This is a genomic window from Streptomyces sp. NPDC021115, assembly GCF_044333065.1.
GTDB lineage: Bacteria > Actinomycetota > Actinomycetes > Streptomycetales > Streptomycetaceae > Streptomyces.
This window is the reverse complement of the sequence record NZ_JBIRQF010000004.1, coordinates 345,935-358,543: the sequence shown is the minus strand read 5'-3', so window position 1 is coordinate 358,543 and position 12,609 is coordinate 345,935. Positions and strand designations below refer to the sequence as shown.

General features: G+C 68.2%; 13 protein-coding genes. 9 read left to right on the top strand and 4 right to left on the bottom strand.

The window, feature by feature from the left end; translation table 11 throughout:
• Positions 1-46: 46 nt before the first annotated feature.
• Together dnaN and dnaA are read right to left on the bottom strand one after the other, a co-directional pair.
• Complete coding sequence (gene dnaN / locus ACH4TL_RS15590) at positions 47-1,177, bottom strand: DNA polymerase III subunit beta (protein WP_009716480.1); 1,131 nt, start codon at positions 1,175-1,177, stop codon at positions 47-49.
• Positions 1,178-2,004: 827 nt separating this feature from the next.
• Positions 2,005-3,909, bottom strand: a complete 1,905-nt coding sequence (gene dnaA, locus ACH4TL_RS15585) for a chromosomal replication initiator protein DnaA (RefSeq protein ID WP_398314301.1) — start codon at positions 3,907-3,909, stop codon at positions 2,005-2,007.
• Between the two features lie 476 nt (positions 3,910-4,385).
• Between dnaA and rpmH the strand changes: the two genes are divergently transcribed.
• The 9 genes from rpmH (at position 4,386) to ACH4TL_RS15540 (ending at position 11,193) form a co-directional block, all read left to right on the top strand.
• Positions 4,386-4,523: a 50S ribosomal protein L34 gene (gene rpmH / locus ACH4TL_RS15580; RefSeq protein WP_006348049.1), complete on the top strand. Its 138-nt coding sequence runs from the start codon at positions 4,386-4,388 to the stop codon at positions 4,521-4,523.
• A gap of 24 nt (positions 4,524-4,547) precedes the next feature.
• Positions 4,548-4,931 (top strand): ribonuclease P protein component, encoded by a 384-nt coding sequence (gene rnpA / locus ACH4TL_RS15575; protein WP_398314299.1) that lies wholly within the window; start codon positions 4,548-4,550, stop codon positions 4,929-4,931.
• Entirely contained in the window at positions 4,928-5,245 is a 318-nt protein-coding gene (gene yidD, locus ACH4TL_RS15570; RefSeq protein ID WP_009716485.1) for a membrane protein insertion efficiency factor YidD, read from the top strand. Before rnpA ends, yidD begins: the two co-directional genes overlap by 4 nt.
• A gap of 3 nt (positions 5,246-5,248) precedes the next feature.
• The gene (gene yidC / locus ACH4TL_RS15565; protein WP_398314297.1) at positions 5,249-6,388 is read left to right on the top strand and encodes a membrane protein insertase YidC; all 1,140 of its coding nucleotides are present in this window, start codon (positions 5,249-5,251) and stop codon (positions 6,386-6,388) included.
• A gap of 15 nt (positions 6,389-6,403) precedes the next feature.
• The gene (locus ACH4TL_RS15560; RefSeq protein ID WP_055545943.1) at positions 6,404-6,913 is read left to right on the top strand and encodes a R3H domain-containing nucleic acid-binding protein; all 510 of its coding nucleotides are present in this window, start codon (positions 6,404-6,406) and stop codon (positions 6,911-6,913) included.
• Positions 6,914-7,030: 117 nt separating this feature from the next.
• Positions 7,031-7,744 carry a 16S rRNA (guanine(527)-N(7))-methyltransferase RsmG gene (gene rsmG, locus ACH4TL_RS15555; RefSeq protein WP_398314294.1) on the top strand — a complete coding sequence of 238 codons (714 nt, stop codon included), beginning with the start codon at positions 7,031-7,033 and terminating at the stop codon, positions 7,742-7,744.
• A gap of 275 nt (positions 7,745-8,019) precedes the next feature.
• On the top strand, positions 8,020-9,111 hold the full coding sequence (locus tag ACH4TL_RS15550) for a ParA family protein (RefSeq protein ID WP_123102379.1): 1,092 nt from the start codon (positions 8,020-8,022) through the stop codon (positions 9,109-9,111).
• Positions 9,108-10,253 carry a ParB/RepB/Spo0J family partition protein gene (locus ACH4TL_RS15545; RefSeq protein ID WP_398314292.1) on the top strand — a complete coding sequence of 382 codons (1,146 nt, stop codon included), beginning with the start codon at positions 9,108-9,110 and terminating at the stop codon, positions 10,251-10,253. The genes ACH4TL_RS15550 and ACH4TL_RS15545 overlap by 4 nt, the downstream gene beginning before the upstream one ends.
• A 322-nt stretch (positions 10,254-10,575) precedes the next feature.
• Positions 10,576-11,193 (top strand): GNAT family N-acetyltransferase, encoded by a 618-nt coding sequence (locus tag ACH4TL_RS15540; RefSeq protein ID WP_009716491.1) that lies wholly within the window; start codon positions 10,576-10,578, stop codon positions 11,191-11,193.
• A 90-nt stretch (positions 11,194-11,283) separates the two neighbouring features.
• Here ACH4TL_RS15540 and trxA read toward each other — a convergent pair whose 3' ends face one another.
• Both trxA and trxB read right to left on the bottom strand, forming a co-directional pair.
• On the bottom strand, positions 11,284-11,613 hold the full coding sequence (gene trxA / locus ACH4TL_RS15535; protein WP_398314290.1) for a thioredoxin: 330 nt from the start codon (positions 11,611-11,613) through the stop codon (positions 11,284-11,286).
• A gap of 41 nt (positions 11,614-11,654) precedes the next feature.
• Entirely contained in the window at positions 11,655-12,608 is a 954-nt protein-coding gene (trxB, locus tag ACH4TL_RS15530) for a thioredoxin-disulfide reductase (protein ID WP_398314288.1), read from the bottom strand.
• Position 12,609 lies beyond the last annotated feature (1 nt).

The following is a 12,609-nucleotide window of genomic DNA, read 5'->3' as shown; positions in this document are numbered from 1 at the left end:
GCACAGTTGTGGGCTACACCCGCTCATTCGCTCGGTCCTCGGGCACTCAACCGCTCAGTCGCACCGGCATGATCAGGTACTTGTACGCCTCGTCCGCCTCGGCGTCCACGGCGGGCTTGCCACTGAGCAGGGCGGGCTTGGTCGACGTGGTGAACGACAGCTGGGCGACCGGCGAGTCGATCGCGCTGAGCCCGTCGAGCAGGAACGTCGGGTTGAAGGCGATGGAGATGTCGTCGCCGTCGAGCTGGGCGTCGACGCGCTCCACAGCCTGTGCATCGTCGCTGGAACCGGCCTCCAGGATCAGCACGCCCTGCTCGAAGCTGAGCCGCACCGGCGTGTTCCGCTCGGCGACCAGGGCCACACGCTTGACGGCCTCCACGAAGGGGGCGGTCTCGATCACCGCGACGGAGTTGAACTCGGTCGGGAAGAGCGTGCGGTACTTCGGCAGGTCGCCCTCGAGCAGCCGGGTGGTCGTACGGCGCCCGGCACCCTCGAAGCCGATCAGCCCCTCGCCCGCACCCGAGCCGGAAAGTGCCAGGGCGACCGTGTCGCCGCTGGTCAGCGACTTGGCAGTGTCGAGCAGCGTCTTGGCGGGGACCAGCGCGACAGCGGAGATGTCCGGCGTCTCCGGCTTCCACAGGAACTCGCGGACCGCGAAGCGGTAGCGGTCGGTGGAGGCCAGCGTGACGGTGTCGCCCTCGATCTCGATCCGCACACCGGTGAGCACCGGCAGGGTGTCGTCACGGCCGGCGGCGATGGCGACCTGGGCGGCTGCGGCGGCGAAGACCTCACCGGGGACGGTGCCGGTCGCGGTCGGCATCTGCGGCAGCGCCGGGTACTCCTCCACCGGCAGTGTGTGGAGGGTGAAGCGCGACGAGCCGCAGACGACGGTCACGCGCACGCCGTCGCTGGAGATCTCCACAGGGCGATTGGGGAGAGCGCGGCAGATGTCGGCGAGGAGGCGGCCGGAGACCAGGACCGTGCCGTCGTCCTCCACGTCGGCCTCGACGGACACCCGGGCCGAGACCTCGTAGTCGAAGCCGGAGAGGCTGAGAGCGCCTTCCTCCGCCTTCAGCAGGATGCCCGCGAGGACGGGCACCGGCGGACGGGCCGGGAGGCTGCGGGCCGTCCAGGCCACTGCCTCCGCGAGTACATCGCGCTCCACCCGGATCTTCACCGGAAACCGCCTCCTGCTGTTGCTGGCTCGCCCTGCTGGCCTTCGTCGTCGGCTGATGTGCCGGAGACCAGTCTGACGCACGCCGCTGACAGTCGGCGCGGCTCGGGGTCAAGTCGGTGCGAGACGTGTCGGGCGGCCGGACCCGAAGTTGTGCACAGGCCCCACTTCGAAGCGATTTCCCTGCTCTAACTCTGTGGTCGTAGTAGTAGGGCCTGTGGAAACCGTGGAAAACTGACTTTGCGCAGGTCAGAGCCGCTTTTTTGTCCACCGGTCCTGTGGGTGGCGCCCGTGGACAACCCGGCCGTTCTGTGGATGCCGGAAAGTTCTGCACACGCGATGCACAGGAGTGAGCCGGTTCTCCCCAGCGGCGTCCCCAGGTTTACCCACCTTCCCCACAGCCCAACCCGGCTCCTTGGTGTGATGCCTTTCACTCGGACCGGTGAGAGGGGCCGTTTCGTTGCCGAACAGTGGACAGGCGTGTGGAGAAGCTGTGGGCAACGGGCCTTTGGCTGTGGGCGGCCGGTGGACAACTCGAAGCACGGCCTGTGGGCAGTTCGTTCGTCCACAGTCTGTGGATGACGGTTGGCCACAATTCCACACCCGGCTGACCTCGACCGATCCCATCTTGCACCCCGAGCTTGTGGACGGATTCTGGACAACGGAGAAGTCCCCAAGGTGTGGACGGCGCATCCGCTGTGGATCTGTGGAGAACTGGCCTGTCGGCGCATGGAATCGAACAGCTGGGGAGGGCGAACGACGAAGGGCGCCCCGGGAGTTGTCCGTCCCGGAGCGCCCTTGCGCGTGTCGGCGGCGCCTGTGCGGCCCGCTCAGCCGTTCTTGATGCGGTTGGTCAGCTCGGTGACCTGGTTGTAGATCGAGCGCCGCTCGGCCATCAGCGCCCGGATCTTGCGGTCCGCGTGCATCACCGTCGTATGGTCCCGGCCGCCGAACTGCGCGCCGATCTTGGGCAGGGAGAGATCGGTCAGCTCACGGCACAGATACATCGCGATCTGCCGCGCCGTGACCAGCACCCGGCTGCGGGAAGCGCCGCACAGGTCGTCCACCGTGTGCCCGAAGTAGTCGGCGGTCGCGGCCATGATCGCGGTGGCGGTGATCTCCGGGGCCGCGTCCTCGCCGCCGGGGATCAGATCCTTGAGGACGATCTCGGTGAGGCCGAGGTCCACCGGCTGCCGGTTCAGGCTCGCGAAGGCCGTGACCCGGATCAGCGCGCCCTCCAGCTCGCGGATGTTGCGGGAGATCCGGGAGGCGATGAACTCCAGCACCTCCGGCGGCGCGTTCAGCTGCTCCTGGACCGCCTTCTTGCGGAGGATCGCGATGCGCGTCTCCAGCTCCGGCGGCTGCACATCGGTGATCAGGCCCCACTCGAAGCGGTTGCGGAGCCGGTCCTCCAGGGTGACCAGCTGCTTGGGCGGCCGGTCGGAGGAGAGCACGATCTGCTTGTTGGCGTTGTGGAGCGTATTGAAGGTGTGGAAGAACTCCTCCTGCGTCGACTCCTTGCTCGCCAGGAACTGGATGTCGTCGACCAGCAGGATGTCCATGTCGCGGTAGCGCTTGCGGAACGCGTCCGCCTTGCCGTCGCGGATGGAGTTGATGAACTCGTTGGTGAACTCCTCGGAGCTCACATAGCGCACCCGGGTACCGGGATAGAGGCTGCGGGCGTAGTGCCCGATCGCGTGCAGCAGATGGGTCTTGCCGAGCCCCGACTCCCCGTAGATGAAGAGCGGGTTGTACGCCTTGGCCGGCGCCTCGGCGACCGCGACCGCCGCGGCGTGCGCGAAGCGGTTGGAGGCGCCGATGACAAAGGTGTCGAAGAGGTACTTGGGATTCAGCCGGGCGGTCGGCTCACCGGGGCCGGACGCGGGCGCGGGCTGCGCGGCGAGCGGGCCGGGCGCGCCGGTCTGCGACGGCAGCACGGGCGGTCCGCCGCGGGCGCGCTCGAGCGGGTCGGGGAGATCGTGGCGCTGCTGCTCGTACGGCGGGCGCTCGGGCGGGCCGCCGGGTCCTCCTGGTCCGCCAGGGCCGCCGCGGTTTCCCGGACCGCTCGGCCCGCCGGGACCGCTTGTCCCCGGGCCTCCCCCGGGAGCGCCGGGTCCGGGGCGCTCAGGACCGGGGCCCCGGTAGTCGCCGCGCGACTGCGGGTCGTACGGCTGCTGGTCGTAGCCGGACGAGGAGCGCTGGGACGCGTACGGATCGGCCTCGGGGAAACCGCCGAGCCGGGGCTGCTGCCAGCCGTAGTCGTCATGCGGCCGCTGCCAGGCGGCGGGCTCGTGACGCGGCTGCTGATAGCCGGGGTACGCGGGGCGGGCGGTCGGCAGCTCGTCGGGCGCCTGGCGGCCGTAGCCGTCGCGGCTCTCGTACCCCTCGTAACCGCCGTCCCGGCCGTCGCGGCTCTCGTATCCCTCGCGGCGGCCGCTCTCGTAGCCGTCCCGGGTGTCGCGCTGCATCTGCTGCGGGACGATCGGCTCTCCGGCCGACTCGTCGACGGTGATCGCGATGCGGATCGGGCGGCCGCACTCCCGGCTCAACGTTTCGCTGACGATCGGGGCCAGCCGGCCCTCCAGCACGCCCTTGGCGAATTCATTGGGGACGGCGAGCAGGGCGGTGTCGGCGACGAGTGCGAGGGGCTGGCACCGTTTGATCCAGTGCTCGTCCTTGGCCTCGACGCCCTGTCCTCCCTGACCCGTGCCTTCTCCCAGAAGCCTTTCCAGCACGCGTGGCCACACTGCGGCAAGATCGGCAGGTACGTCAGCCACAGGGCACGCTCTCTCACTCGCTGGGTGGGGGACGCCGACATGTCCCACGAAAGGTGGTTCTCGGGACGGGCGGGAAGGAATCGGAGCCCGGCCACGGTAGTCAGGCCGGGGTTCAGGGTTCAAGTCGTTGTCCACAGGGTGTGTACAAATGTGCCATGTGATGTCGCCGGTCGTTCCCTTGCCCCCGCGGGCGGGCCGGGCGGGGCGCCGTACGGGCCGTCTGTCGGTTTGACCGGATGGCGTAACCGCGCGTACCGTAACCAGGTCGAGTTGTCGATGGCTGCTGCCGCCTGCCTCCGATGGGCAAGGGTCACGGACTTCATGATCCGTGATCGTGAAGCGGTGCACTCGGGCGTATTGCGAGCTACTCGTGGGCGCACGGTGACAGCCAGGCGATGTACCGCCACTACCCGATTCATTTCTGGAGCCCCCGAGTGAGCAAGCGCACCTTCCAGCCGAACAACCGTCGCCGCGCGAAGACCCACGGGTTCCGGCTGCGTATGCGTACCCGTGCCGGCCGCGCGATCCTCGCGTCCCGCCGTAGCAAGGGTCGCGCCAGCCTGTCGGCCTGAGCAGCCTGACCCAAGGTCCATGACGTGCTGCCTACCGAGCATCGGCTGAGGCGGCGCGAGGACTTCGCGGCCGCGGTACGCCGAGGACGCAGGGCCGGTCGCCCGCTTCTTGTCGTGCACTACCGCAGCGGCCTCACCAGCAAAGACACGGACCCGCACGCACCTGGGGAGAGTGCTCCCCCGGCGCGTGCGGGTTTCGTCGTCAGCAAGGCGGTCGGCGGTGCCGTCGTCCGCAATCTGGTGAAGCGCCGACTGCGCCATCTCATGCGGGACCGTCTCGATCATTTTCCCGCAGGTAGCCTTGTGGTCGTACGGGCGCTGCCCGGTGCGGGTGAGGCGGGTCACGACCAGCTGGCCCGCGACCTCGACACCGCAGTGCAGCGGCTACTGGGAGGGGTGCCGCGATGAAGTACCCGCTGCTGTGGTTGATCAAGCTGTACCAGTGGACCATCAGCCCCATGTTGGGACCGGTCTGCAAGTACTACCCGTCGTGCTCGCACTATGGCTACACGGCCATTGACCGGCACGGCGCGGTAAAAGGAACGGCGCTGACGGCGTGGCGCATCCTGCGCTGCAACCCATGGTCGCTCGGTGGCGTCGACCATGTGCCGCCCCGGAAGCATCCGGTGTGGCACCAGCGGCTGCGGAACCGCTTCGGCGGGCACTCCGCTGTGGAACCTGCCGCACAGCCCGAGACCCAGCCCAACGCCCAAGGAGCCTGATTCGTGGACACGATCCTCGGTCCTCTTTATGACGTAGTTTCCTGGATCATCGTCCAGTTCCACTCGTTCTACAGCCTCATTTTTGACCGGAACAGTGGCTGGGCGTGGGGTCTGTCCATCGTTTCGCTGGTGGTGCTGATCCGCATCTGCCTGATCCCGCTCTTCGTGAAGCAGATCAAGTCGACGCGGAACATGCAGGCGCTCCAGCCGAAGATGAAGGCGATCCAGGAGCGCTACAAGAGCGACAAGCAGCGTCAGTCCGAAGAGATGATGAAGCTGTACAAGGAGACGGGCACCAACCCGCTCTCCAGCTGCTTGCCCATCCTCGCGCAGTCGCCGTTCTTCATTTCGCTGTACCAGGTCCTCAACCACATCGCGAACAACCGGACGGTCGGTGTCATCGACCAGTCGCTGCTGGACAGCGCCCGGAACGCGCACATCTTCGGCGCCCCCCTGTCCGTGAAGTTCCTGGACTCCGCCTCGAAGGTCGAGTCCCTCGGAGCGTCGCTGACGGACGTCCGCATCGTGACGATCACCATGATCGTGCTGATGTCGGCGTCGCAGTTCTTCACCCAGCGCCAGCTGATGACCAAGAACGTCGACCTCACGGTGAAGACGCCGTTCATGCAGCAGCAGAAGATGCTGATGTACGTCTTCCCGGTCATGTTCGCCGTCTTCGGCATCAACTTCCCCGTCGGTGTCCTCGTCTACTGGCTGACCACCAACGTCTGGACCCTCGGCCAGCAGATGTTCGTCATCCGCCGTAACCCGACCCCGGGCAGCGTCGCCTTCCAGGCGCGCCAGGAGCGGCTGCGGGCCAAGGGCAAGCTGAAGGAGGAGCCGGCCGAGGTCGCCGCCAAGGAGGCCGCAGAGACCGCCCGCGCCAACCGCCAGCAGCCCAAGCGGCAGACCAAGTCGCAGCGCACCACCGCGGGCGGCCACGGCCACAGCAAGGCATCGGCGCAGTCCGGCTCCACGGCCAAGGTGAGCAAGTCCGACCAGGAGCCGACGCAGCAGAGCGCGGCGGAGAAGAAGGGCGCGCAGGGCGGCAAACCGGCCGGCGGCTCGGCCTCCGGCTCCCGGAACACGAAGTCCGGGCAGCGCAAGGGCCAGCAGCGCCCCAAGCACCCGTCCAAGAAGTAACGAAGGAGTCCATCCGTGACGGAAGGCACCACCCCCGCCGCCGAGGGTGTCGACACCCTGACCCGCCTCGAGCAGGAAGGGGAGATCGCGGCCGACTACCTCGAAGGTCTGCTGGACATCGCGGACCTCGACGGTGACATCGACATGGACGTCGAGGCCGACCGCGCAGCGGTGTCGATCATCAGCGACTCGACCAGCCGTGACCTCCAGAAGCTGGTCGGCCGCGACGGCGAGGTGCTGGAGGCCCTTCAGGAGCTGACCCGGCTCGCGGTGCACCGGGAGACCGGCGACCGGAGCCGGCTGATGCTCGACATCGCCGGATACCGGGCCCGTAAGCGTGCCGAGCTGACAGAGCTGGGCACCAAGGCAGCGGAAGAGGCGAAGGGCACCGGCGAGCCGGTGAAGCTCAAGGCGATGACGCCCTTCGAGCGCAAGGTGGTGCACGACGCGGTGGCCGCCGCCGGACTGCACAGCGAGTCCGAGGGCGAGGAGCCCCAGCGCTGTGTAGTGGTACTCCCGGCCTGACCAGGCCCGGTCCCATGGTCTACCCGGCCCCGTCTGTGAGCAGACGGGGCCGAATCTTGTCAGCCTTACATCAGCATCAGCGTTCGACACAGTGCTCGGTACGGAAGGACGGTTCCCGTGACGGAAGCAGCGGAGCTCCCCCCGGCGCCCGAAGAGGCTCGGGATGTATTCGGTGAGTGCTTCCCGGAGGCCGTTCGGTATGGCGAGTTGCTGGCCGATGTGGGCGTGACCCGCGGGCTGATCGGCCCGCGCGAGGTGCCGCGCCTGTGGGAGCGGCACCTGCTGAACTGCGCCGTGCTGTCCGAAGTGGTACCCGAGGGCGTCACCGTCTGCGATGTGGGCTCGGGCGCCGGGCTCCCCGGCATTCCGCTCGCCCTGACCCGCCCGGATCTGCGGATCACCCTGCTGGAGCCGCTGCTGCGGCGTACGAACTTCCTGCGGGAAGTGGTGGAGCTGCTGGGCCTGGAGCACGTCACGGTCGTGCGCGGCCGGGCCGAGGAGGTTCTGGGGAAGCTTCCCCCGATGCATGTGGTCACGGCCCGGGCAGTGGCCCCGCTGGACCGGCTGGCCGGCTGGGGGGTTCCGCTGCTGCGGCCGTACGGAGAGATGCTGCTGCTGAAGGGCGACACGGCCGAGGAGGAGCTGAAGCACGCCCGGGCGGCGCTGGGCAAGCTCGGTGTGGTGGACACCTCGGTGCTGCACGTCGGTGAGGGCATCGTGGATCCGCTGTCCACCGTGGTGCGGGTCGAGGTCGGGGAGAGCCCCGGCGGTGTGCGTTTTGCCGCGAAGCGCGCCAAGGCGGCGCGCAAGGCGTCACGACGTCGTCCCTGAGGACCCCTGGCGCCGCCGAGGCCGCTACACCTCTGACGTAGGCCGAGCGGCCCGTAGGGGTGCTCCATACAAGCTGGCTAAAGTACGCATACCGGAGTGTCGCGACGAATCGGCGGGCCCGTCCGTGCATCGTGTTTCACGTGAAACGTCGCTCCCTGCTGCATGGAATCATCAGTCGCGGTCGTGCGGCGGCTCTGCCCCGCGACCGCCGCCCCCGTAATGACGTGGATTCATCCACAGGAGAACGGGCCTCGCTGGTTCACAACCCCCAAAGCATGGCAGGCTCTGTGCATCGAGAGCCTGATGTCGAGGAGAGTGAATCCTTGCGGTCCGACGCCAACATCGCGGGGCCGATGACCGATCCGGTCCCCGGCCCCCGCACCGAATCGGCGGGGGAGGACGTTTCACGTGAAACTCCACCCCCGATGGACGACACCCCTATTGGCCGTGCCGCTCAACTGGCGGTGGAAGCTCTTGGCCGGGCTGGTGAGGGACTGCCCAGGCCGGAGCAGACCCGGGTGATGGTGGTCGCCAACCAGAAGGGCGGGGTCGGGAAGACCACGACCACGGTCAATCTGGCGGCGTCCCTCGCCCTGCACGGCGGACGAGTCCTTGTGATCGACCTCGACCCGCAGGGCAATGCCTCGACGGCGCTGGGGATCGACCACCACGCCGAAGTCCCCTCGATCTACGACGTTCTGGTCGACAGCAAGCCGCTGTCCGATGTGGTGCAGCCCGTGCCGGATGTGGAGGGGCTGTTCTGTGCCCCGGCCACGATCGACCTCGCCGGTGCCGAGATCGAGCTGGTCTCCCTGGTGGCGCGGGAGAGTCGGCTGGAACGGGCCATCCAGGCCTATGAGCAGCCACTGGACTACATCCTCATCGACTGTCCGCCCTCGCTGGGGCTGCTGACGGTCAATGCGCTGGTCGCCGGGGCGGAAGTGCTGATCCCGATCCAGTGCGAGTACTACGCCCTGGAGGGGCTCGGGCAGCTCCTGCGCAACGTCGATCTGGTGCGGGGGCATCTCAATCCCAAGCTCCATGTCTCGACGATCCTGCTCACGATGTACGACGGCCGGACCCGGCTGGCCTCCCAGGTGGCGGACGAGGTCCGCAGCCACTTCGGCGGCGAGGTGCTCCGGACGAGCATCCCGAGATCGGTGCGCATCTCCGAGGCCCCCAGCTATGGGCAGACGGTCCTCACCTATGACCCGGGATCGAGCGGAGCGCTCTCCTATCTCGAGGCGGCCCGGGAGATCGCGCTTCGTGGGGTGAACGTGCAGTACGACGCACAGCACGTTCATGCCTTGCCCATGCCCGAGATCAGCCAGCACGACCAGCACAGCATGCAGGAGGGGATTCAGTGAGTGACCGAAGGAGAGGACTGGGCCGTGGGCTCGGTGCTTTGATCCCTCCCGCGCCGAAGGGGGCCGACAACGCCGGACCCGCTACGGGCGGGGGGACGGCCACGACCTCAGGGGGCTCGACCTCACCGACCGCGGTCCCGGTGCTCACCCAGGAGCGCGGGGTGGCCGCGGCCAAGGTGGCCGGTCTGTCCACGCAGAGCGTTCCACGTGAAACCGAGCCGCCCGCCACACCGGAGAAGGAACCCGAGGCCGCCCCGACGGCCACGGTGGACGAGGTGGCCGGGGCGCACTTCGCCGAGCTGCCCATCGACTTCATCACGCCCAACCCCCGTCAGCCGCGTGAGGTGTTCGACGAGGACGCCCTGGCCGAGCTGGTCACCTCGATCCAGGAGGTCGGTCTCCTCCAGCCGGTCGTGGTACGGCAGTTGGCACCGGAGCGCTATGAGCTCATCATGGGCGAACGGCGCTGGCGGGCCTGCCGTGAGGCGGGGCTGGAGAAGATTCCCGCGATCGTCCGGGCCACCGACGACGAGAAGCTTCTGCTCGACGCGCTGCTGGAGAACCTGCACCGGGCACAGCTCAACCCGCTCGAAGAGGCCGCGGCATACGACCAGTTGCTGAAGGACTTCAACTGCACGCATGACGAGCTGGCGGACCGCATCGGGCGTTCGCGTCCGCAGGTCTCCAACACGCTGCGGCTGTTGAAGCTCTCCCCCTCCGTCCAGCGCAGGGTCGCCGCGGGGGTGCTCTCCGCGGGCCATGCCCGGGCCCTGCTCTCCGTGGACGACGCGGAGGAACAGGACCGGCTGGCGCATCGCATCGTGGCCGAAGGGCTGTCGGTGCGGGCGGTCGAGGAGATCGTCACTCTGATGGGGTCGCGGTCGGGCGGTGCTCCCAAGACGAAGGGGCCGCGCGCTGGTACCCGGGTGTCCCCCGCGCTCACGGATCTGGCCTCCCGGCTGTCGGACCGCTTCGAGACGCGGGTGAAGGTCGACCTCGGTCAGAAGAAGGGAAAGATCGTCGTCGAGTTCGCCTCGATAGACGATCTGGAGCGGATTCTCGGCACCCTGGCCCCGGGCGAGGGGCCGGTGCTGGAGCAGCCGCTGTCCGCGGAGGACAACGCGGCGGACGACGACGAGTGAGGCGCTGACCGCACGGCTCGGCCGTGGGGAAGCGCGTAGGGGCGGGTCGTGTTCCGATGACATCGGAACACGACCCGCTCTTTGCGCAAGGGCGGTATCGGTGCAATCTCCGCACGGATACGATGCGATCAGATAGGGCGGATCCATGGGAGGCACCTCATGCGGAGGGCAGGGCCATGCGATCGGTGAGCCGCACCGGACTGGTGGCCACAGGCTTGGGCCTGGGCGCTGTCGGCGGTTTCGTCGGTAGTCTGATCAGGGAGCGTAGTGCGCTGTCAGCCGCCCGTACCGCGGCTGGCCACGGAAGTGAGGGACTGGCTTCATGGGGCGTCGGCTTGTACCGCTCACGCTGGACAACCTCCCGGACATCCCCAAGCGCTGCCGCGCATGTGTCTTCTGGGAGCTCGACCCAGTCAGCGGCGAGGCTGCGGTAAGGGCCGGACGTCCGGAGCTGGAGAAGGAAGCCTGGATCTCGGCCGTTCTGCTGGAGTGGGGATCCTGCGGCCGCGTGGTCTATGTCGATGAGGTGCCGGTGGGCTTCGTGCTCTACGCGCCGCCCGCCTATGTGCCGCGGTCCACGGCCTTTCCCACGAGCCCGGTCGCGGCGGACGCCGTACAGCTGATGACCGCCTGGCTCATGCCGGGGTACCAGGGGCAGGGGCTGGGCCGGGTGATGGTGCAGACCGTCGCGAAGGATCTGATCCGCCGGGGCTTCAAGGCGATCGAGGCCTTCGGTGACGCCACCTGGAAGGAGCCGGCGTGTGTGCTGCCCGCCGATCACCTTCTCGCGGTGGGCTTCAAGACCGTGCGGCCGCATCCGCGGTATCCCCGGCTGAGGCTTGAGCTGAGGACGACGATCTCCTGGAAGGAGGACGTCGAGCTGGCGCTGGACCGGCTGCTCGGTGCGGTCCAGAAGGAGCCGGCGCTCCGGCCGCTCTAGAGGGCTCACCACGAGTCCCGCCATGAGTTCCACGTGAAACGCGAAGGGGCTGCCCTCCCGGGCAGCCCCTTCGTCGGTGTGGCGCGTGACTCAGCCGATGAAGTCGGCCAGATCGCGCTCGATCGCGGCCTTCGGCTTGGCACCGACGATGGTCTTGGCGACCTCGCCACCCTGGTAGACGTTGAGCGTCGGAATGGACATCACGCCGTACTTGGCGGCCGTCGCAGGGTTCTCGTCAATGTTGAGCTTCGCGATGACGATCTTGTCGGCGTGCTCGGCGGCGATGGCCTCCAGCGAGGGGGCGATCTGTCGGCACGGACCGCACCAGGCGGCCCAGAAGTCGACGAGTACCGGCTTGTCGTTCTTGAGGACGGTCTCCTCGAAGTCGGCGTCTGTCACGGTGACCGTGGCACCGGCCATGGCGTTTCTCCTTAATCGTTGGTGCAGGGACGGAAGCGGATTCAGACGGTGGCGTCCTCGCCGTCGCCCAGGGCTGCGAGGAAGCGCTCGGCGTCCAGGGCGGCCGCACAGCCGGTACCGGCGGCGGTGATCGCCTGACGGTAGGTGTGGTCCACGACATCGCCCGCGGCGAAGACACCCGGCAGGTTCGTGCGGGTGGAGGGCGACTCGACCTTCAGGTAGCCCTCGTCGTCCAGGTGCAGCTGGCCCTTGAACAGCTCGGTCCGCGGGTCATGGCCGATCGCGATGAACAGACCGGTGACCGGCAGCTCGGAGGTCTCGTCCTTCTTGACGTCGCGCAACGTCAGACCGGAGAGCTTGCCGTCGCCGTGGATCTCCTCGACCGCGCTGTCCCAGATGAACGAGATCTTCGGGTCGGCGAAGGCACGCTCCTGCATCGCCTTGCTGGCCCGCAGCGTGTCCCGGCGGTGGACCACGGTGACCGACTTGGCGAACCGCGACAGGAAGGTCGCCTCCTCCATCGCGGTGTCACCGCCGCCGATGACGGCGATGTCCTGGTCCTTGAAGAAGAACCCGTCACAGGTGGCGCACCAGGAGACACCACGGCCCGACAGCTCGTCCTCACGGGCCAGCCCCAGCTTGCGGTGCTGGGAGCCGGTGGTGACGATGATGGTCTTCGCGCGGTGCACCGTACCGGCGGAATCGGTGACGGTCTTGATGTCCTCGCTGAGGTCGACCGCGGTCACATCGTCCGGGACCAGCTCGGCGCCGAAGCGCTCGGCCTGCCCCCGCATGTTGTCCATCAGGTCAGGGCCCATGATCCCGTCGCGGAAGCCGGGGAAGTTCTCCACGTCGGTGGTGTTCATCAGGGCACCACCGGCGGTCACGGATCCCTCGAAGACCAGCGGCTTCAAGGAAGCACGGGCGGTGTAGAGCGCGGCCGTATAGCCCGCGGGCCCGGAACCGATGATGATCACGTTGCGGACGTCGCTCACG

Bases quoted from the DNA above. Each gene is read 5' to 3' on its own strand.
- ACH4TL_RS15550 (WP_123102379.1), top strand. From the start codon at position 8,020: ATGGCAGGCTCTGTGCATCGAGAGCCTGATGTCGAGGAGAGTGAATCC.
- trxA (WP_398314290.1), bottom strand. From the start codon at position 11,613: ATGGCCGGTGCCACGGTCACCGTGACAGACGCCGACTTCGAGGAGACC.
- yidD (WP_009716485.1), top strand. From the start codon at position 4,928: ATGAAGTACCCGCTGCTGTGGTTGATCAAGCTGTACCAGTGGACCATC.
- ACH4TL_RS15540 (WP_009716491.1), top strand. From the start codon at position 10,576: ATGGGGCGTCGGCTTGTACCGCTCACGCTGGACAACCTCCCGGACATC.